The sequence below is a fragment of the Pseudomonas sp. DR 5-09 genome (assembly GCF_001655595.1).
In the GTDB taxonomy this organism is placed as follows: domain Bacteria; phylum Pseudomonadota; class Gammaproteobacteria; order Pseudomonadales; family Pseudomonadaceae; genus Aquipseudomonas; species Aquipseudomonas pharyngis.
Genome location: NZ_CP011566.1, coordinates 3,531,241 through 3,550,013 on the forward strand (window position 1 = coordinate 3,531,241; position 18,773 = coordinate 3,550,013).

Sequence of the window (18,773 nt, forward strand, 5' to 3'; positions counted from 1 at the left end):
GGCCGGTGGCACTGGTTAACCTGAAATTCAACAGGTCAACGGACTCTCCATCATGAAAACGCTTACCACCTCGCTGAACACTGAAGACGATCCACGCTGGGCCGCTGTCGTGGCGCGCGACCCTCGGGCGGACAGCCAGTTTGTCTATGCCGTGAAAACCACCGGCATCTATTGCCGCCCCAGCAGCCTGGCTCGCTTGCCGAAACCACAGAACGTCGAGTTCTTCGATACCGCCGAAGAAGCCGAAGCCGCAGGCTATCGCCCAAGCAGACGAGTGAGCAAGGATCAGACCGAGGTCGCCGCGCAGCATGCCGCCACCGTTGCGGCAGCCTGTCGCCAGATCGAAGCGTCGGACAGCCTGCCCGCACTCAATGATCTCGCCGAGACCGCTGGCCTGAGCGCCTTTCATTTTCATCGCGTGTTCAAAGCAGCGACGGGCCTGACGCCCAAAGGCTATGCAGCCGCGCATCGCTCGCGCCGGGTTCGTCAGCGTCTGGCAGACGGCGGCTCGGTGACCGAAGCGCTGTATGACGCCGGTTTCAATTCCAACAGCCGTTTCTACGAGGCGGCCGATCAGGTGCTGGGCATGAAACCGGGCGACTTCCGGGCTGCCGGGCAGAACAACGACATCCGCTTCGCTGTCGGCCAGTGCTCGCTCGGCGCCATTCTGGTGGCACAGAGCGAGCGTGGGATCTGCGCGATTCTGCTGGGCGACGATCCACACCAATTGGTGTGCGACCTGCAGGACCAGTTTCGCCGGGCCAACCTGATTGGCGCCGATGCCGAGTTCGAACAACTGATCGCCCACGTCGTAGGCTTCATCGAAGCGCCTGCCATCGGACTGGATTTGCCGCTGGATGTGCGCGGCACAGCATTTCAGGAGCGGGTGTGGCAGGCGCTGCGCGAAATACCGGTCGGCAGCACCGCCAGCTACGCGGACATCGCCCTGCAAATCGGCTCACCAAAAGCCGTACGTGCAGTGGCCCAGGCTTGCGGCGCCAACAGCCTGGCGGTAGCGATCCCCTGTCATCGCGTTGTGCGCAGTGACGGCAATTTGTCGGGCTACCGCTGGGGCGTGGAGCGCAAGCGCGAATTGCTCGAGCGTGAAGGCAAAACCCGACAGTAATCAGCGATTCACATCAACGACAACTCGCCCCCGGAGTTGCCCCGCCAGCAACTTCGGTGCCGCGTCGATAGCTTCGCCGAGGCCGATTTCATGGCTGATCAGCGGCAACAGGGAAAAATCCAGATCCTTCGCCAAGCGATCCCAAGCCTCGATGCGCCGCGCCTTGGGCTGAGTCACGCTGTTGATCCCGGCCAGCGTCACGCCACGCAGAATGAACGGCGCCACGGACGCCGGAAAATCCATGCCCTGAGCCAGACCGCACGCAGCCACGGTACCTTCGGCCCGGGTGCTGGCACAGGCATTGGCGAGCGTGTGGCTGCCGACCGAATCGATGACGCCCGCCCAGCGCTCCTTGGCCAGCGGCTTGCCGGGTTCGGACAGGGTGGCGCGATCAATGATTTCGCTGGCACCCAGTTGTGTCAGGTATTCGTGTTCCGACACTCGACCGGTAGAAGCGACCACGCGGTAGCCCAGCTTGCTCAACAACGCGATGGCAAAACTGCCGACGCCACCGTTGGCGCCGGTCACCAGCACTTCGCCCTGTTGTGGTGTCACGCCGTTGCGTTCCAGCGCCATGATGCACAGCATCGCCGTATAACCCGCCGTGCCGATGGCCATGGCTTGCGCAGCGGTGAATGCCTTGGGCAGCGGAATCAGCCAGTCACCGTTCAGTCGCGCCTTCTGCGCCAGGCCACCCCAGTGGCTTTCGCCGACGCCCCAGCCATTGAGCAGCACCGCGTCGCCAACCTTGTAGTCCGGGTGTGAGCTGACTTCGACGGTGCCCGCCAGATCGATCCCCGGCACCATCGGAAACTTGCGCACCACCGGGCTGCTGCCGGTGATCGCCAGGCCGTCCTTGAAGTTCAGCGTGCTGTAAGCGACATCCACTGTCACATCGCCCTCCGGCAACTGCTCGTCGCTGATTTCCTGCAGGTTGGCGCGATAACCGCTGTCGTCTTTATCGATCAGAATGCCTTTGAACATGACTGCCTCTTATCGGTGAAATTAAGGATGTCGAGGCATTGGAATAGCACATTGCAACATTTTGCCCCACTCGACTTTTAGCCAATCGGGCGTGAACACCGAGCCAGCGCCCGCTGCTCAAGCTACAAATCTGTGCTGGTCATGGGGGTGGCTTTGCGTTAAAAAACCGGCTGCTACCGTCCCTGCCCTGTTTTGTCGTCGGAGAAGCTATTCCATGAGCCAATGGCCTGATACCCGCATTCTTGACCTGTTCGGCGTCGAACTGCCGATCATCCAGGGCCCCATGGCCGGAGCCACTAATTCATCCATGGTCATCGCAACTTGCAACGCCGGTGGCCTCGGTTCGATGCCGGCCGCGATGCTGACCATCGAGCAACTGCGCGAAGAACTGAAGACCATTCGCCAAGGCACGAGCAAGCCATTCAACGTCAATTTTTTCTGCCATCAAGCTCCGGGCGCGGATGAGCAAAAAGCCCGTGAATGGAAAAACCTGCTGGAACCCTACTATCGCGAACTGGGTGTCGATTTCGATGCGCCGACGCCGGTGTCAAACCGTGCGCCCTTCGATGCGACCGCCTGTGAAGTGCTGGAAGAATTTCGCCCTGAAGTGGTGAGCTTTCACTTTGGCCTGCCGGAAAAATCCTTGCTGGATCGAGTCAAGGCCACTGGTGCGAAAATCATCTCGTCGGCAACCACCGTCGACGAAGCGATCTGGCTCGAGCAGAACGGTTGCGACGCGATCATCGCCATGGGTTACGAGGCCGGCGGCCATCGCGGGATGTTCCTCAGCGCTGACCTGAGCAGTCAGGTCGGTACGTTTGCCCTGGTGCCGCAAGTGGTCGACGCGGTGAGCGTCCCGGTGATTGCGGCCGGTGCGATTGCCGATGCGCGCGGCGTCGCGGCAGCGTTCATGCTCGGCGCTTCGGCGGTTCAAGTCGGGACGGCGTATCTGTTTACCCCGGAAGCGAAAGTCAGTGCGTCGCATCACAAGGCCTTACGCACCGCCAAGGAAAGCGAGACGGCGGTGACCAACCTGTTTACCGGACGCCCGGCGCGGGGGATTCTCAATCGGGTGATGCGCGAACTGGGCCCGATGTCGGACAAGGCCCCCGCTTTTCCGCTGGCTGGCGGTGCCTTGATGCCGCTGCGTGCAAAGGGCGAAGCAGATTTCAGCAACCTCTGGGCCGGCCAGGCCTTCACACTCGGCAAAGACCTCGGCAGCGCTGAATTGACCCGGCAACTGGCTGAGGGCGCACTGGCAAGACTGACGCGGTGATGAACCCGAACGGGTGAGGGGCGTGGCGCCCTCGCCCGATTTAAAAGCAGTGCTTCCTGTTTGGCGGCATTTCGCTATATATTTCGCTATATAGCGTTTCACCCCTTCGCATCGGCGCAGTCTACCTTCCAATAACAACTGCCCACTGCACTTGCCACCCACGGAGCCGTTACATGATCAATCGTGCCTCACGTTTTGCCCCTGCCCTGCTCGCGGTATTCGCCATCGGCGCTGCTCAGGCCGATGAAGTGCAAGTCGCGGTCGCGGCCAATTTCACCGCACCGATCCAGGCGATTGCCGCTGACTTTGAAAAAGACACCGGGCACAAACTGGTCGCAGCCTATGGCGCCACCGGCCAGTTCTACACCCAGATCAAAAACGGCGCGCCGTTCGAAGTTTTCCTGTCGGCCGATGACACCACCCCGGAAAAACTCGAAAAAGAAGGCGACACCGTCAAGGGGTCGCGCTTCACCTATGCCATCGGCACCCTGGCGCTGTGGTCGGCCAAGGAAGGTTACGTCGACGCCAACGGCGATGTCCTGAAGAAAAACCAATACCAGCACCTGTCCATCGCCAACCCGAAAGCAGCGCCTTACGGTCTGGCCGCCACTCAGGTGCTGGAAAAACTGAAACTGACGGACGCCACCAAAGCCAAGATCGTTGAAGGCCAGAACATCACCCAGGCCTACCAGTTCGTGTCCACCGGCAACGCCGAGCTGGGCTTTGTCGCCCTGTCGCAGATCTACAAAGACGGCAAGGTCAGCAGCGGCTCCGCGTGGATCGTTCCGGCGAACATGCACGACCCGATCAAACAAGACGCCGTGATCCTCAACAAAGGCAAGGACAATGCCGCTGCCAAGGCGCTGGTTGATTACCTCAAAGGCCCGAAAGCCGCTGCGGTCATCAAGTCCTACGGTTATCAACTGTAAATGGCGCTGACGAGTGCCGATTTCGCGGCGATCTGGCTGACCCTGAAACTGGCGTCCCTGACCACCGCGATCCTGCTGGTCGTCGGTACGCCGATTGCCCTGTGGTTGTCGCGCAGCCGTTCCTGGCTGCGCGGTCCCATCGGCGCGATTGTCGCGCTGCCGCTGGTGCTGCCACCGACGGTCATCGGTTTTTATCTGCTGCTGGCCCTTGGCCCCAATGGCTTCATCGGGCATTTCACTCAGTGGCTGGGGCTTGGCACCTTGACCTTCAGCTTCACCGGCCTTGTCATCGGTTCGGTGCTCTATTCCATGCCATTCGTGGTGCAGCCGTTGCAAAACGCCTTCTCCGCAATCGGTATTCGTCCTCTGGAAGTGGCGGCGACCTTGCGCGCCAATCCCTGGGACACTTTTTTCAGCGTGATTCTGCCCCTGGCTCGCCCCGGCTTCATCACCGCGGCAATCCTCGGCTTCGCCCACACCGTCGGCGAATTCGGCGTAGTGCTGATGATCGGCGGGAATATTCCCGACAAGACCCGGGTGGTTTCCGTACAAATCTACGACCACGTCGAAGCCATGGAGTACGCACAGGCGCACTGGCTGGCCGGGGCGATGCTGGTGTTTTCGTTTCTGGTGTTGCTGGCGCTGTATTCCAGCCGCAAGACCCGCACGGGCTGGAGCTGATCGATGATTGATGCACGCCTGAAACTGGCCTGGTCGGGCTTCAGCCTCGACGTTGATCTGCAGCTGCCCGGTCGCGGCGTGACGGCGCTGTTCGGTCAGTCCGGCTCGGGCAAGACCACGTGCCTGCGCTGCATCGCAGGGCTCGAGCGCGCGCCGCAAGCCTTTATCCGCATCAATGACCAGGTCTGGCAGGACAGCGAAAAAGGCATCTTCGTGCCGCCACACAAACGTGCGGTCGGCTATGTGTTTCAAGAAGCCAGCCTGTTTGCGCATCTGTCGGTGCTGGCCAATCTGCAGTTCGGCCTCAAACGCATTCCCAAGGCGCAGCGCCGGGTCGACATGACCCAAGCCACCGAACTGCTGGGCATCGGCCATTTGCTGGATCGTCACCCTCAGCATCTGTCCGGCGGCGAGCGTCAGCGTGTCGGCATCGCCAGGGCGCTGCTGACCAGCCCTGAATTGCTACTGATGGATGAGCCTCTGGCAGCCTTGGACAGTCAGCGCAAAAGCGAAATCCTGCCCTACCTGCAACGCCTGCATGACGAACTGGAAATCCCGGTGCTGTATGTCAGCCACGCCCAGGACGAAGTGGCCAGGCTCGCCGACCACCTGGTGCTGCTCAGCGACGGCAAAGCGCTGGCCAGCGGCCCGATTGGTGAAACCCTGGCGCGGCTCGATCTGCCGCTGGCCATGGACAATGACGCCGGGGTGATCATCGAAGGCCAGGTCAGCGGCTACGATGCCGACTATCAATTGCTCACCCTGCAACTGCCGGACTCGCCACTGAGCATTCGCGTGACCCACGCGCCGATGACGACGGGCCAAAGTCTTCGCTGCAAGGTACACGCGCGAGACATCAGCCTGACTCTGCAAAACAGTGAGTTCAGCAGCATCCTCAATCGACTGCCGGTTACGGTCGTCAGCGAGCAGCCGGCGGATAACGCCGCGCATGTGCTTATCCGCCTCGATGTTGGGGGCACACCACTGCTGGCGCGCATCACTCGCTACTCGCGGGACCAACTCGGCGTGCATCCGGGCCAGTCATTGTGGGCCCAGATCAAGGCCGTCGCGGTGCTGGCGTAAACCCGCGGGCACGTCCGTCATGGCGTGCGGTCAATGGTTTTAACAGCCTGATTGCCGCGAAGGAAAATCCGCCATGCCCGATACTGCGCTCACCGAGGTATTGCCTTCGGATCTGCATTACGTCGATGACACCCAGCCGGGTATTAGCCGAAGAAAACTGCGCGGAAAATTCGCCTATTTCAATCCCGAAGGCCAGCGCATCACCGACCCTGACGAGATCAAGCGCATCAACTCGCTGGCCGTTCCGCCGGCCTACACCAACGTGTGGATCTGCGCCGACCCGTGCGGCCATCTGCAAGCCACCGGTCGCGATGCCCGTGGACGCAAGCAATATCGCTATCACGCTCGCTGGCGCGAAGTGCGCGACGCGGACAAGTATTCGCGCCTGCGCGAATTCGGGCTGGCGCTGCCCAAGTTACGCAAACAGCTGGAAGCGCTGCTGGCATCGCCCGGGTTCAGCCGCGACAAAGTCATGGCCACGGTCATCACGTTGCTCGACGCCACCCTGATTCGCGTCGGCAATACGCAATACGCGCGGGACAATCGCTCTTACGGCCTGACCACCCTGCGCAGCCGGCATGTCGAGGTCAACGGCAGCGCGATCCTGTTCCAGTTTCGCGGCAAGAGCGGCATCGAGCATCAGATCACAGTGAAGGACCGGCGATTGGCGCGGATCATCAAGCGCTGCCTGGAAATACCAGGGCAGAACCTGTTTCAGTATCTGGATGAAAACGGCGAGCGACACAGCGTCAGCTCTTCCGACGTCAACACCTACCTGCAAACCCTGACCGGCGCGGATTTCACCGCCAAGGATTACCGGACCTGGGCCGGCAGCGCATTGGCGTTGGCGGTCCTGCGAGAGCTGCAATGGGAGTCCGAGGCCGAAGCCAAGCGACATGTGGTGGAGATGGTGAAAGGTGTCGCCCGCCAACTGGGCAACACGCCGGCGGTCTGTCGCAAATGCTACATCCACCCGGCGGTGGTGGAGCACTTCATGCTCGGCGCCTTGGCCGAATTGCCGAAGCCGCGCGTCCGCAAGGGGCTGCGCAAGGAAGAAGTCGCGCTGGCCCTGTTTCTCGAACGCATGGTAGAGAAGGCAACAGCGCCTTGAAGCCTTCGCCCATCTCGAATAGGCTACGCCCTCCTACCTCCTCAGGACGACCGCAGAAGTGAACAACTAAGCCTTCAAAAATGTAATCGCGACACGCCGCTCAAGGCGCCTGTCAATGCTCACAACATTTTTTGGAGGTGCCGATGACTCACGTCTCGCGTACGCCCGCTCTCGTCTCCCTGAACCAGCTGGGTTTTCAGTTCGCCAATGGCGAGACGATTTTCACTGCACTCAACCTGAAATTCGATCACACCCCGACCGCCATCGTCGGGCGCAATGGCGTTGGCAAAAGCGTACTGGCGCGCCTGATCGCCGGACAATGGCAACCCACCACCGGTAGCGTGACGCGTTCCGTAACGACGACCTACGTGGCGCAAACCTTTATTGCCGCACCCGGCGAAACGGTCGCCGAGGCCACCGGCAGCGCCGCAATTCTTCAGGCTCTGGATCGAATGAACAGGGGCTGCGGATCAGTCGAGGATTTCGACCTGATTGGCGAACAATGGGATCTGGCAGACCGTCTGCGTCGTTTGCTCGATGACGCCGGGCTGACCGAAGTCGCCTTCACCGACGAGACCGGAAACCTCAGTGGCGGCCAGCAAGCGCGCATCGCCCTGATTGGCGCGTTTTTGAGTCAGGCTCCGCTGCTGATCCTCGATGAGCCGACCAACCATCTGGATGCATCGGGACGGCAATGGCTGATGAATTCACTGGAGCGCTGGCACACCGGGTTGATCGTTGTCAGCCATGATCGGCAACTGCTCGACCGGATGCAGCGCATCTTCGAGTTGAGCGCGTCGGGGGCTGTCGAATTCGGTGGCAATTACTCGGCGTTTCGTGAGCATCAGCGAATTCATCAAGCAGCGGCGCAAGCACGTCTCGACCGCGCCAGAAGCGAACGCCAGCGCGAGCGGATTCGATTACGACGCGAGCACGACACGATACAGCGCCACGCTGCCAACTCCCGACGCAACGCCGAAACCGCCAATATTGCCAGTTTCGAATACGTCGCGATCAAGGGCGCCGCACGGGAAATCATGGGGCATGTCCGTCAGGGACATCAGGCCCGCAAGTCCGAGCTCGATGCCCAGGTACGCGAGGCTTATGCCAGGGTACAGCCCGAGGACAGCGTGCTGATCAACCTGCCCGGGAGCGCCGTGCCCAACAACCGTCAGATCTGCACGCTGAGTGAAGCCCGATTGCCGTGGCTGCCGGGCGATGCACTGAATCTCACGATCCATGGCCCGATGCGGATCGCTGTCAGCGGTCCCAACGGCTGCGGCAAATCAACCTTGCTGAAGGTGCTCGCCGGGGAACTCGCACCCATCAACGGAACCGCCACAACACACGTGCCCTTAGCATTCCTGGATCAGCAGTTGGCCCAACTGAGCGATCAGCGCTCCATCACCGAACAGCTGATGATGCAGGGAACTGCGCTGACCGAGGGCACTCTGCGCAGCTATCTCGCTCACTTGCAACTGGATGCGAGCCGCGCCACGAGCCCCTGCGCGTCGCTGAGCGGTGGCGAACGCCTGAAAGCGGCGTTGGCACTGGCCTTGTGGCGATCGGATCCTGCGCAGCTATTGTTGCTGGATGAGCCGACCAATCACCTGGATCTGCCTTCCGTGGAAGCATTCGAGCGGGCATTGCAGACATTTCCGGGCGCCATTGTCGCCGTTTCCCACGATCAGGATTTCCTTGAGGCGTTGAATCCGACCCACCACCTGCGCTGGCGGCAGTCAGGCTGGCAACTGCAACCGACGAACTGACTTGCCTATTTTTTGCACGATTGGTCAGGGCTTCTATAGTTGATCTGGTAGGAATCAGCTGCGGTGACGCCATGGAAGACATATTTGTCGTGAAACGCTGCAACAAGATTGTCATCCACGGCCGGCGCGCCGGAGAAACGCTCCATGAGCCCGCCGAAGCCTTGGGCTGGTATCGCATCTGCGACACGCGAACCGGTGGTTTCATCGGCGATGGTTACGACCGGGAAGAAGACGCCCGCAAGGAATGTCATCGGCTCAACGCCGCCAGCTCGCAAGTGACCGCCCCCGAGTCGTCGGGCTGATAGCTGTCATTTACGGGTCTATACTCAAACCAGCTGAAGGAGCAGCGCCCCAACGGCAGAGAGCTCGCGCTTGGCGAGCTTTTTGCTGCTACCGAACGGATTAATGAACGGAGGTGCTCCATGTCCGAAAAAGAGTCCATCACCACTCTGCTTACCTTGCTCGAGGCTCGGGAGGCGCGTCTCGCGGCAGCTTGCAAAGAGATCGCCGACTGGGTCGATCATCAAGGCGGACACCCGACCGCTCTGCGCATCCGCGACCGGCTGAACGATATCGACAAGGACACTCCCCTCATTCGCAGTACCTTGTCGTCGCTCAAACCCAATGATCGGCCACTACCACGCTTCAGATAGCTCGTCGATTCGCCTGGGGCATGAAAGAACGCCCTTGGTCGTGAGAGGTCAAAACCTTTACACGTCACCAAGGAGACGTCCCATGGTCATTCATTTCAAAGTCGACGGGCATCTGGCCTGTGGGCACAAGGGCAACAACCTCTCCTCCAGCAGCGAACTCAATCGAGTGAAGTGCCGTAGTTGCCGCAATACCGATGCGTACAAGGATGCGCGCAAAAATCAGCGCAATGAGGCGCGGCGCGCGGCTCGCCAATCCTGGGCTGCACGCTCGGCGTCCGACTGGCGTTCCGAGTGGATCGAGCGGTTGACGGCTATGGCCGGGCTTCAGCGTTTGCCTAGAGGATTTAACGGGCAGGCGTTTGTATGAGCACGAAAAAGGGCTTGCATGAGGTATGTCATGCAAGCCCTTGATATTCATGGTGCCCGAAGCCGGAATCGAACCGGCACGCCCTTACGAGCGGGGGATTTTAAGTCCCATGCGTCTACCAGTTTCGCCATTCGGGCGGTAGCGCGATGTTGCACTGTGCTGACGACGATTCACAATCCTGACAGGACTGCACATTGGCAGCAGAGGGGGAAATATATACATCACTTCCCGGTGAAGCAAGTTTGCAGTTGCCGTTTCAAAGACAAAATCTTTCACTGCAACGCAAATAAAAAAGCTCCGTAAATCATGGATCTACGGAGCTTGTTTATAGTGGAGGCCGAGGTCGGAATCGAACCGGCGTAGGCGGATTTGCAATCCGCTGCATAACCATTTTGCTACTCGGCCTCAAAACATTTGCTGTCAGTAGCGCAACAACAAACGTTGTACAAATTGGAGCGGGAAACGAGACTCGAACTCGCGACCCCGACCTTGGCAAGGTCGTGCTCTACCAACTGAGCTATTCCCGCTTGGTGTGGCGCATTCTATAGATTCCAGATGCCCCGTCAACCCTTTGATTCAAAAAAGTTTTATTTCTTTTCTACATCGGTCTTCAGATGTGGCCAGGCTGCGCGAAGGTATTGAACCATCGACCACAGGGTCAGACCTGCAGAGATCATCAGCAACGCATAACCCATGAGAACCCAGAAACTGAAAGCCTTGGGGTTGGCCAGGAGAATCACCAGTGCCAGCATCTGCGCAGCAGTTTTCCATTTACCCAGATTGGATACGGCCACATGAGCCCGGGCACCGAGTTCGGCCATCCATTCACGCAACGCCGAGACCACGATCTCGCGACCGATAATGACAGCTGCCGGCAGTGTGAGCCAAAGGTTGCCATGCTCTTGCACCAGCAAGACCAGTGCGACGGCGACCATGAGCTTATCGGCTACCGGATCGAGAAACGCACCAAAAGGCGTGCTTTGTTCCAGGCGTCGCGCGAGGTAGCCGTCCAGCCAGTCCGTCGCTGCCGCAAAGGCGAATACCGAACTTGAGGCCAGATAGCTCCATTGGTAGGGCAGATAGAACAGCAGAATGAAGATCGGAATGAGCAGGACGCGGAGAACGGTAATCAGATTAGGGATATTCATCGGCACAACTGGCTACGAGGTGAATGGGCATTCTACTCACTATGCAGGTTTGCATAAATCGACTCTGCTAGCTTTTTGCTGATCCCCGGTGCTTTGGCGATCTCTTCGATGCTTGCACGAGACAGCTCCTGCAATCCACCAAAATGTTTCAACAAGTCCCGCCGCCGGGTCGGCCCTACACCCGCAACGCCTTCCAGCGTTGACGTGCGGCGGGTCTTGCCGCGCCGAGCACGGTGGCCGGTGATTGCAAAGCGGTGGGCTTCGTCCCGAATCTGCTGGATCAGATGCAGCGCCGGAGAATCACCCCGCAAGGTGAATTCATGCGCCGCATCATTCAGATACAAAGTCTCGAATCCGGCCTTGCGCGTGGCGCCCTTCGCGACCCCCAGCAGGATCAGATCAGGAACAGCCAATTCGTTGAGCACATCACGCGCCATCGACAACTGCCCCTTGCCGCCGTCCACCAACAGGATATCCGGCAACTTGCCCTCGCCTTCCTTCAGCTTGCTGAAGCGTCGGGTCAGGGCCTGATGCATGGCGGCGTAATCGTCGCCAGCGGTCACACCTTCGATGTTGTAGCGGCGATAATCCGACTTGATTGCCCCTTCCGGCCCGAACACCACGCAGGAAGCAACCGTGGCTTCACCGCTGGAGTGGCTGATGTCATAGCATTCCAGCCGTTGCGGCGGCTCGTCGAGGTTCAACACTTCTGCCAACGCTTCGAAACGTGCGGCAACGTGCTGACGATTGGCCAGCCGCGCACCCAGTGCCTGTTCGGCATTGGTCACGGCCAGTTGTTGCCAGCGCGCACGCGTACCGCGCACCCGATGGCTGATGGTCAGCTCGCGTCCGCGGAGCGTGTGAATAGCCTCGATCAACGCAGGAAAGTCTTCGTGAACGACATTGACGATCAACTCGCTCGGCAAGTCGCGCTCCGGGCTGCTGATGAAGTATTGCCCCAGAAACGCAGCCATGACTTCGGCTACGTCTTCTTCGATCCCGACCTGGGGGAAGAAATTCTTGCTGCCAAGCACCCGCCCTCCCCGCACGCTGATCAGGTGGACACAAGCACCGCCCGGATTGACGAATGCGGCGATCACATCGATATCACCCGTTCCGCCTTCCATGCTCTGCTGATCCTGCACTCGACGCAGCAAGGCAATCTGGTCGCGCAGTTCGGCGGCGCGCTCGAATTCGAGGTTAACCGCAGCCTCTTCCATCGCCGTCGACAGCTCATTGGTCAACGCATGGCTTCGCCCTTCGAGGAACATCACCGAGTGACGTACGTCCTCGGCGTAAACCTCAGGCTTGACCAGCCCGACGCAGGGTGCCTTGCAACGTTTGATCTGATACTGCAGGCACGGTCGGGTCCGGTTCTTGTAGTAGCTGTCCTCGCACTGACGCACGAAGAACGTCTTCTGCAGAAGACTGAGGCTTTCGCGGATAGCCCCGGCACTCGGATAGGGACCGAAATACTTACCCTTGGCCTTCTTGGCCCCGCGATGAATGCTCAGGCGCGGGAATTGCCCGTCCGACAAAAAGACATAGGGATAGGATTTGTCATCGCGCAACAGGATGTTGTACGGCGGCCGCCACTCCTTGATCAGAGTCTGCTCAAGCAGCAACGCCTCTGTCTCGTTGGACGTAATGGTGGTTTCGACCTGGGCGATACGCCCGACCAGTGCCGCCGTTTTCGGCGCCAGGCCCGTCTTGCGAAAGTAACTGGCCAGGCGTTTCTTCAGGTTCTTGGCTTTGCCTACGTACAACAGACGCGCGTCGCTGTCGAACATGCGATACACGCCGGGGCGCCCGCTGACGGTCGATAAAAAAGCGCCCGAATCGAATATTTCAGTCATGGTCAGAGGCTGGCATCAACCATGCCGTGACGAACCGCCAACAGCGTCAGTTCGACATCGCTGCTGATCGAGAGCTTTTCGAAAATGCGGTAGCGATAGGTATTCACGGTTTTCGGCGACAAACACAGTTTGTCGGAAATGATCTGAACCTTCTGGCAGCCGACAATCATCAGCGCAATCTGGATTTCCCGTTCCGACAACGCATCGAACGGTGAATCATTGGTCGGCTGAAAGGATTTGATTGCCAGTTGCTGGGCAATCTGCGGGCTGATATAGCGCTGGCCGGCGAACACCAGGCGAATGGCCTGAACCATTTCCGGCAACCCGGCGCCCTTGGTCAGATACCCCGCCGCACCGGCCTGCAACAAACGTGTAGGAAACGGATCTTCCTCACACACGGTGACTGCAACCACTTTGATGTCGGGATGGCTGCGCAACAGTTTGCGCGTAGCTTCGAGGCCGCCGATGCCCGGCATCTTGACGTCCATCAGCACCACGTCGGGCTTTAACTCACGAGCCTTGATGAGGGATTCTTCCCCGGACTCGGCCTGGCCCACCACCTGCAGGCCATCGATGTCGGCCAGCATACGTGTAATGCCTGTACGAACGAGATCATGGTCGTCGACCACTAGCACCCTAATCAAGCAGACACCTCGCGATATGGTCTTATTGGGATGCCGGACACCTTAGCAAAAAGTGCGGGGCAGACCTAGCGGCAAGCGACATATAAAAAGTTTCAATTCTTCATCGAGGGCTTGCCGGACGTGCGTTTCAGAGCACAGGTGTACTCACGTCAAGCTGCATTCGAAGGAAACACTCGTCCTCACCTTGCACCAACATTCCTTTTCTTCGATACAGGTTTTGCGCCGGATTGTTTTTGAACACCGTCAGGCGCAACGCCGGGCGACGCTCCAGCCGCGCCATCGCAACAACCTGATCGATCGCCCAGGATCCTGCGCCCCGGCCTTGAGCGCTCTCGACGATGTGCAATTCGCGGATGTACAGGGCCCGAGCATCACGGCTCAGACTGAAATACCCCGTCAACTCGCCTTCCTGAAGGATCAACCAGTTGTCGCGCCCGGCCCAGGCGACATCGAACGCCTTGTCCTGCCACAGCAAGTCATAGTGAATGTAGTAGCGGAGCATGTTTCGGCAAGTCAGCTCTCGCACAAACGACAGGTCGGCGGCCGTTGCCTGGCGCAGTTCAAAACTCATTCCTGCCTCGATACGCGTCAAAAGCAGAGTGTGGCACACCCAGGCGAGCGCTCAACCCATAAAGTCCTTCTTGCTACTCCAATAGCATTTTCTGATTGCTGATGCGCAGCAGCCTCTAGTAAGCTCGGCGCATTCATCGGAGACAGCTCATGTTCAACGCCCTTTCACAGTTTCATACCACCAGCGCCTCGCGCTCGGTTGCGGCTGCCCGGGTGAACGGTGCCTCGGCTCCAGCAAGCTTTTATTTTGGGTATTGGTTTAGCCACTGGCGCGCCTGATACCCAACCGGCGCCCATTTGAACGGGTCGCCTACCAGAGATTTCTCAACCCCCGGTCGGCCTCCCGACCGGGGGTTTTGTTTTTTCAGGCCCGAACTTTTTTCAGCAACACACCAGACACTTTGAGGATTCAACCAATGAACTACGCCACTTATTACCGTTACGACAGTTTTTCCGCCTGGCGATTTACCAGCCTCCGCTCGGGACAACCTGCCGCCTCCGATCGGTCACCCACAGGTGGCAAGCCAACACATGTAGCCAATCCGGCCAATTGTCGAACACCCCAGTAGGGCCGATTAAGCGGGAAGCCCCCGCACTCCGCCCAGGAATTACCGAATATGAACTCGTCCGTTTCTGCTCTGCCACTGTCCACGCTGAACTCTGCCAACGAAGCACTGACCCTGCGTCTGCCAAGTTCGCTGCAACTCAAGCAGCAATTGCCGCTCAGCAATGCCCTGAACAATCAAGTCGTTGCCCACCGCCAGGCGGTCCGAGCGATTCTCAATGGTGAAGACCAACGCCTTTTGGTGATCGTTGGCCCTTGCTCGATACACGACCCCGAATCCGCACTTGAATACGCCGAAAAGCTCGCACAACTGGCCAGCGAAGTCCGTCAGGACATGTTGCTTGTCATGCGCGCCTACGTTGAAAAGCCTCGCACCACCGTTGGCTGGAAAGGCCTGGCATACGATCCTCATCTCGACGGTAGCGACGACATGGCTGCGGGCCTGACGCTATCGCGCGAACTGATGCTGGAAATGATCCGCCTCGGACTGCCGGTCGCCACTGAACTGCTGCAACCCATGGCCGCCGGGTACTTTGACGACTTGCTGAGCTGGGTCGCCATTGGCGCCCGCACCACTGAATCACAGATCCATCGTGAAATGGCCAGCGGGCTCGGCATGCCGGTCGGCTTCAAGAATGGAACCGATGGAGGTGTCGCCATTGCCGTCGATGCGATGCGTTCGGCAGCTCATCCCCATCGCCATTTCGGCGTGGACAGCCAGGGCCATCCGGCTATCGTCCCGACGCTCGGCAACCCGGATACGCATCTGGTGTTGCGGGGCGGACATCAGGGGCCGAACTACGACCGTGAAAGCGTTTCCAGGATCAACAGCGAATTGAACCGACTGAAAATCCCGAGCCGAATAATGGTCGACTGCAGTCATGCCAACAGCGGCAAAGACCCCCTTCGCCAGCCTGACGTGTTCAATCATGTACTGGAGCAGCGTTTGCAGGGCGAACGCTCGCTGATCGGCATGATGCTTGAATCGCACCTGTTCGAAGGATGCCAGCCCTTGAGCGAGTCGCTTCGCTACGGGGTTTCGGTAACCGATGGCTGCCTCGGGTTCGATGCTACGAGACAATTGCTGCTGGACGCCGCCCATCGTATGCGCAAACAGACTTCGGTCTGATGATGAGCACCGCCCTCCGCCGAATTTCAAGCGGAGGGCGGGCTACGTTCGCAACGCTAGATCAAGCCTGTACGCGAACCAGTGTCACCGCGGACTCCTGACTGACATCATCCAGCCGTTCGACCGAGTAGGACAGTCGCACAACAGTGTTCACATGCTCTCGCCAGAACCGGTAAGGCACGATGAAAACCAACGGCTGCATGGCCATCCCCCCGATGATTTCGCGGTCGTCCCGGTGGAAGAACGACTCGCCGTCACACTTGAGATAAACCAGCTCACCCTCCTCCACCTGCGCATCACTTATCATCACGCTGATGCCATCGGTGGCGTCATGCATATCAAGCACGCCGTCTTCCGCTTCAAGCACTCGGGGTGCCGGTAGCTCATCTCGTGCCAATGGGCCAATGCTGATCCGCGTAGCGCCTGACTCGCGAATGGCTCCGCTTTTCTGCTCTACACGGTAGTGAACCAACACCTCGCCCCCCCAAATGCGGAGCGATGAATTCGGGCGCGACTCCGAACACCAAGGGCTGACCGACAGCAAAGAACTCAACGATAAGAATGTCTCGAAATGATGCCTCCGGCGAAGGCCCCTGCCAGATCAACTCTACCCGGTCGCCTGCACTCATTCCGGCATAGGGTTGAAGGATGGCAGTCGTTCCGTCGGGTACGCGAGCCGGATCGAGACTGCCCCCGACGGCATCCTCCACGAGGACCGGTAACAGACTGTAGCGGACGTCTCCGACGTCCAGCAGCGTACGCATTGAAGAACCAGGCGCCGTTCTCGTGACGCTGTTCAATGTCCAGAACACCTCCAGCGTGCCCCCGTCCAATGCTGCGATGTGAACGTCCCGCACGATCAGAACGACATCCTTGCCCAGCTGACTTTCACTGACGGATCTCGCAATGTCGTGCCGATACGGCAGGCCTTCTGTATCGAAACCATGCCAGCTCAACACGACCCTGTCACCGCATGCCATTCCAGACCAGGGCGCAATCCGCACCACAACCTTGCTCAATGACGGATCAACGACAGCGCCGACAATCGAATCCAGTGTGGGCGCCGGCAACGGCAAAGCCCCTGCGCCCTCCCGACAGGGTCCGAACGACTGAACGCTGCCACCCTCCATCCCTGTGTCCTTTTCTTGCAAGACCGCTGCTTGTAAATCATTCATCAGTTGCCTCTCCATTCCCTGGAAATGACACGTCGCCTGAGCTCTGCGTCGAAGAGCCTCCATTTAAACCGCTTCACCACCGATCGGATGTCAGCTCCTTACTGTTCGAGCCATGACCAAACGCACTAAAGGAAGTAGGCAAAAAAGGGAAAAGTACTTTCGACGAGGCGGGAGCTGTCTGAATGTTCCGAAGCGGAGTTCATGCAGCAGTGAAAATTCATACACGCATTGATCCAGTTTCCAACGCATGACGGCGATTCTTCAGGCATCCCCAGCCTCACGACTGTTTTAGAGTGGCAAGCAGAAAACATCGACGATCATCTGCGATCAAGGACGAAAAATGCTACTAAATGCGACAACCAATCATCCTATTCTTTTGGTGCATGGCCTGTTCGGATTCGAGCGCATTGGCCCGTTCGAACTGTTCCACGACGTAAAACAGGCGCTCAAGGCTGCTGGCGCGCAGGTGTTTGTGCCCCATCTGTCGGTCATCCATGACAATGAAATACGGGGGGAGCAACTGCTCTCGCAAATCAACGCCGTGTTAAGGGGCACAGGCGCGGCCAAAGTCAACCTGATCGGCCACAGTCAAGGCGCACTCACGGCACGCTATGCTGCAGCGCTAGCCCCACACAACGTTGCGTCTGTTACATCAGTCAGCGGGCCAAACCATGGCTCGGAACTGGCGGACTTCCTGCGCAAGGCGTTGATACCTGGAAGACTTCCGGAGGTCGTGGCACAGAATGTAGCTACCCGGTTTGCCGATTTTCTGTCACTGCTCAGCGGGCAAAAGGCATTGCCGCACAGCGCACTGGCTGCGCTGGGTGCCTTGACAACGGAGGGGGTCGGCAACTTCAACGACAAATACCCGCAGGGTCTGCCCGAGGTCTGGGGCGGTCACGGTGCAGAATGGGTGAATGGCGTTCGCTATTTTTCATGGAGCGGCGTCGTACCCGAACCCGAAGAGCCGTCGCTCGACCCTGTCCAGGGCATCTGCTGCGCCCTCTCGGAATACTTCATTACAGAACTCGCCCAGAACGACGGACTTGTCGGTCGCTTCAGCTCTCACCTGGGCACCGTGATCCGCTCCGACTACTCCCTCGATCACCTGCATACTCTGCGGCGGGCAAGCGGACACCACGCCATGGCTAACGACTCGATACGTCTCTATGTCGAGCACGCCTTGCGCCTTCAAGCCGCTGATCTATAGATGTCTCATCAGACCAGCGAACGGAACTTTGCCGAGAAATCGACCACTGAATCCGGTAGGCTCCACCCTTTATCGATTTGATTGGAGAATTTCCCCATGGCTAAAGCCACTGCCCGCCACATCCTGGTTTCCAGCGAAGCCAAGTGCAACGAACTCAAGGCCCAGATCGAAGGTGGCGCTGATTTCGCCGAAGTGGCCAAGGCCAACTCCACCTGCCCGTCCAGCCGTCAGGGCGGCGACCTGGGTTCGTTCGGTCCTGGCCAGATGGTCAAGGAATTCGACACCGTGGTATTCAGCGCACCGATCAACGTCGTGCAAGGCCCGGTGAAGACCCAGTTTGGCTATCACCTGCTGGAAGTCACCAGCCGTCAGGACTGATTTCAGCCCGACCTGCTGTGCAACGGCCCGCCTGATGGCGGGCCGTTTTGTTTTGGTTGCACCGCACCGCTGGCGAACGGCGCGCCGCTCGCGTACAAATTGCGCTTATCGATTACCCG

General features: G+C 59.2%; 20 protein-coding genes and 3 tRNA genes. 13 read left to right on the forward strand and 10 right to left on the reverse strand.

Features of this window, described 5'->3' with window-relative positions; translation table 11 throughout:
• Nucleotides 1–52: 52 nt before the first annotated feature.
• The gene (ada, locus tag PDR5_RS15735; RefSeq protein WP_064596949.1) at nt 53–1,126 is read left to right on the forward strand and encodes a bifunctional DNA-binding transcriptional regulator/O6-methylguanine-DNA methyltransferase Ada; all 1,074 of its coding nucleotides are present in this window, start codon (nt 53–55) and stop codon (nt 1,124–1,126) included.
• Here ada and acuI read toward each other — a convergent pair whose 3' ends face one another.
• Nucleotides 1,127–2,110 carry an acrylyl-CoA reductase (NADPH) gene (acuI, locus tag PDR5_RS15740; RefSeq protein WP_064596951.1) on the reverse strand — a complete coding sequence of 328 codons (984 nt, stop codon included), beginning with the start codon at nt 2,108–2,110 and terminating at the stop codon, nt 1,127–1,129.
• Nucleotides 2,111–2,324: 214 nt separating this feature from the next.
• Between acuI and PDR5_RS15745 the strand changes: the two genes are divergently transcribed.
• From PDR5_RS15745 to PDR5_RS15785, 9 genes are all read left to right on the forward strand, one after another.
• Entirely contained in the window at nt 2,325–3,386 is a 1,062-nt protein-coding gene (locus tag PDR5_RS15745; protein WP_064596953.1) for an NAD(P)H-dependent flavin oxidoreductase, read from the forward strand.
• A 173-nt stretch (nt 3,387–3,559) separates the two neighbouring features.
• Nucleotides 3,560–4,315: a molybdate ABC transporter substrate-binding protein gene (gene modA, locus PDR5_RS15750; RefSeq protein ID WP_064596955.1), complete on the forward strand. Its 756-nt coding sequence runs from the start codon at nt 3,560–3,562 to the stop codon at nt 4,313–4,315.
• Nucleotides 4,316–4,996, forward strand: coding sequence for a molybdate ABC transporter permease subunit (gene modB / locus PDR5_RS15755; RefSeq protein WP_064596957.1), 681 nt, complete (start codon nt 4,316–4,318; stop codon nt 4,994–4,996).
• A 3-nt stretch (nt 4,997–4,999) separates the two neighbouring features.
• A complete protein-coding gene (gene modC / locus PDR5_RS15760) occupies nt 5,000–6,079 on the forward strand; it encodes a molybdenum ABC transporter ATP-binding protein (RefSeq protein WP_064596959.1) in 1,080 nt (359 codons plus the stop codon).
• 73 nt (nt 6,080–6,152) lie between these two features.
• Nucleotides 6,153–7,190, forward strand: a complete 1,038-nt coding sequence (locus tag PDR5_RS15765) for a DNA topoisomerase IB (protein ID WP_064596961.1) — start codon at nt 6,153–6,155, stop codon at nt 7,188–7,190.
• Between the two features lie 143 nt (nt 7,191–7,333).
• Nucleotides 7,334–8,959: an ABC-F family ATP-binding cassette domain-containing protein gene (locus tag PDR5_RS15770; RefSeq protein WP_064596963.1), complete on the forward strand. Its 1,626-nt coding sequence runs from the start codon at nt 7,334–7,336 to the stop codon at nt 8,957–8,959.
• A gap of 71 nt (nt 8,960–9,030) precedes the next feature.
• Nucleotides 9,031–9,261 (forward strand): hypothetical protein, encoded by a 231-nt coding sequence (locus PDR5_RS15775; RefSeq protein WP_064596965.1) that lies wholly within the window; start codon nt 9,031–9,033, stop codon nt 9,259–9,261.
• Nucleotides 9,262–9,381: 120 nt separating this feature from the next.
• Complete coding sequence (locus PDR5_RS15780; RefSeq protein ID WP_064596967.1) at nt 9,382–9,612, forward strand: hypothetical protein; 231 nt, start codon at nt 9,382–9,384, stop codon at nt 9,610–9,612.
• Between the two features lie 82 nt (nt 9,613–9,694).
• Nucleotides 9,695–9,979: a hypothetical protein gene (locus PDR5_RS15785; protein WP_064596969.1), complete on the forward strand. Its 285-nt coding sequence runs from the start codon at nt 9,695–9,697 to the stop codon at nt 9,977–9,979.
• Nucleotides 9,980–10,029: 50 nt separating this feature from the next.
• On the opposite strand, the gene PDR5_RS15790 is transcribed toward PDR5_RS15785, so the two are convergent.
• The 7 genes from PDR5_RS15790 to PDR5_RS15820 all read right to left on the reverse strand — a co-directional run bounded on the left by PDR5_RS15790 (nt 10,030) and on the right by PDR5_RS15820 (nt 14,198).
• Nucleotides 10,030–10,116: transfer RNA gene (locus tag PDR5_RS15790), tRNA-Leu, on the reverse strand.
• A 194-nt stretch (nt 10,117–10,310) separates the two neighbouring features.
• Nucleotides 10,311–10,384, reverse strand: a tRNA-Cys gene (locus PDR5_RS15795).
• A gap of 46 nt (nt 10,385–10,430) precedes the next feature.
• A tRNA-Gly gene (locus tag PDR5_RS15800) sits at nt 10,431–10,506 on the reverse strand.
• A 60-nt stretch (nt 10,507–10,566) separates the two neighbouring features.
• Complete coding sequence (pgsA, locus tag PDR5_RS15805; protein ID WP_064596971.1) at nt 10,567–11,127, reverse strand: CDP-diacylglycerol--glycerol-3-phosphate 3-phosphatidyltransferase; 561 nt, start codon at nt 11,125–11,127, stop codon at nt 10,567–10,569.
• Nucleotides 11,128–11,159: 32 nt separating this feature from the next.
• On the reverse strand, nt 11,160–12,983 hold the full coding sequence (uvrC, locus tag PDR5_RS15810; RefSeq protein ID WP_064596973.1) for an excinuclease ABC subunit UvrC: 1,824 nt from the start codon (nt 12,981–12,983) through the stop codon (nt 11,160–11,162).
• Between the two features lie 2 nt (nt 12,984–12,985).
• Nucleotides 12,986–13,627, reverse strand: a complete 642-nt coding sequence (gene gacA, locus PDR5_RS15815) for a response regulator transcription factor GacA (protein ID WP_032829778.1) — start codon at nt 13,625–13,627, stop codon at nt 12,986–12,988.
• Nucleotides 13,628–13,754: 127 nt separating this feature from the next.
• The gene (locus PDR5_RS15820) at nt 13,755–14,198 is read right to left on the reverse strand and encodes a GNAT family N-acetyltransferase (protein WP_064596975.1); all 444 of its coding nucleotides are present in this window, start codon (nt 14,196–14,198) and stop codon (nt 13,755–13,757) included.
• A 616-nt stretch (nt 14,199–14,814) separates the two neighbouring features.
• Here PDR5_RS15820 and PDR5_RS15825 point away from each other — a divergent pair.
• A complete protein-coding gene (locus tag PDR5_RS15825) occupies nt 14,815–15,891 on the forward strand; it encodes a 3-deoxy-7-phosphoheptulonate synthase (protein WP_064596977.1) in 1,077 nt (358 codons plus the stop codon).
• A 61-nt stretch (nt 15,892–15,952) separates the two neighbouring features.
• Here the strand turns inward: PDR5_RS15825 and PDR5_RS30195 are convergent, their stop codons facing one another.
• Nucleotides 15,953–16,258: a hypothetical protein gene (locus PDR5_RS30195; protein WP_237233716.1), complete on the reverse strand. Its 306-nt coding sequence runs from the start codon at nt 16,256–16,258 to the stop codon at nt 15,953–15,955.
• Nucleotides 16,259–16,274: 16 nt separating this feature from the next.
• Nucleotides 16,275–17,066, reverse strand: coding sequence for a hypothetical protein (locus tag PDR5_RS15830; RefSeq protein ID WP_237233718.1), 792 nt, complete (start codon nt 17,064–17,066; stop codon nt 16,275–16,277).
• Between the two features lie 340 nt (nt 17,067–17,406).
• Between PDR5_RS15830 and PDR5_RS15835 the strand changes: the two genes are divergently transcribed.
• Nucleotides 17,407–18,276 carry an esterase/lipase family protein gene (locus PDR5_RS15835; protein ID WP_064596978.1) on the forward strand — a complete coding sequence of 290 codons (870 nt, stop codon included), beginning with the start codon at nt 17,407–17,409 and terminating at the stop codon, nt 18,274–18,276.
• A 96-nt stretch (nt 18,277–18,372) separates the two neighbouring features.
• Nucleotides 18,373–18,654, forward strand: a complete 282-nt coding sequence (locus PDR5_RS15840) for a peptidylprolyl isomerase (protein WP_007952068.1) — start codon at nt 18,373–18,375, stop codon at nt 18,652–18,654.
• Nucleotides 18,655–18,773: the final 119 nt, after the last annotated feature.

Coding starts and splice junctions, on each gene's coding strand:
- PDR5_RS15770 (WP_064596963.1), top strand. CDS start 7,334: ATGACTCACGTCTCGCGTACGCCCGCTCTCGTCTCCCTGAACCAGCTG.
- PDR5_RS15835 (WP_064596978.1), top strand. CDS start 17,407: ATGCTACTAAATGCGACAACCAATCATCCTATTCTTTTGGTGCATGGC.
- PDR5_RS15820 (WP_064596975.1), bottom strand. CDS start 14,198: ATGAGTTTTGAACTGCGCCAGGCAACGGCCGCCGACCTGTCGTTTGTG.
- PDR5_RS15745 (WP_064596953.1), top strand. CDS start 2,325: ATGAGCCAATGGCCTGATACCCGCATTCTTGACCTGTTCGGCGTCGAA.
- pgsA (WP_064596971.1), bottom strand. CDS start 11,127: ATGAATATCCCTAATCTGATTACCGTTCTCCGCGTCCTGCTCATTCCG.
- PDR5_RS15765 (WP_064596961.1), top strand. CDS start 6,153: ATGCCCGATACTGCGCTCACCGAGGTATTGCCTTCGGATCTGCATTAC.
- PDR5_RS15780 (WP_064596967.1), top strand. CDS start 9,382: ATGTCCGAAAAAGAGTCCATCACCACTCTGCTTACCTTGCTCGAGGCT.
- modB (WP_064596957.1), top strand. CDS start 4,316: ATGGCGCTGACGAGTGCCGATTTCGCGGCGATCTGGCTGACCCTGAAA.
- acuI (WP_064596951.1), bottom strand. CDS start 2,110: ATGTTCAAAGGCATTCTGATCGATAAAGACGACAGCGGTTATCGCGCC.
- PDR5_RS15830 (WP_237233718.1), bottom strand. CDS start 17,066: ATGAATGATTTACAAGCAGCGGTCTTGCAAGAAAAGGACACAGGGATG.
- modC (WP_064596959.1), top strand. CDS start 5,000: ATGATTGATGCACGCCTGAAACTGGCCTGGTCGGGCTTCAGCCTCGAC.
- modA (WP_064596955.1), top strand. CDS start 3,560: ATGATCAATCGTGCCTCACGTTTTGCCCCTGCCCTGCTCGCGGTATTC.
- PDR5_RS15785 (WP_064596969.1), top strand. CDS start 9,695: ATGGTCATTCATTTCAAAGTCGACGGGCATCTGGCCTGTGGGCACAAG.
- PDR5_RS15840 (WP_007952068.1), top strand. CDS start 18,373: ATGGCTAAAGCCACTGCCCGCCACATCCTGGTTTCCAGCGAAGCCAAG.
- ada (WP_064596949.1), top strand. CDS start 53: ATGAAAACGCTTACCACCTCGCTGAACACTGAAGACGATCCACGCTGG.
- PDR5_RS15825 (WP_064596977.1), top strand. CDS start 14,815: ATGAACTCGTCCGTTTCTGCTCTGCCACTGTCCACGCTGAACTCTGCC.
- PDR5_RS15775 (WP_064596965.1), top strand. CDS start 9,031: ATGGAAGACATATTTGTCGTGAAACGCTGCAACAAGATTGTCATCCAC.
- uvrC (WP_064596973.1), bottom strand. CDS start 12,983: ATGACTGAAATATTCGATTCGGGCGCTTTTTTATCGACCGTCAGCGGG.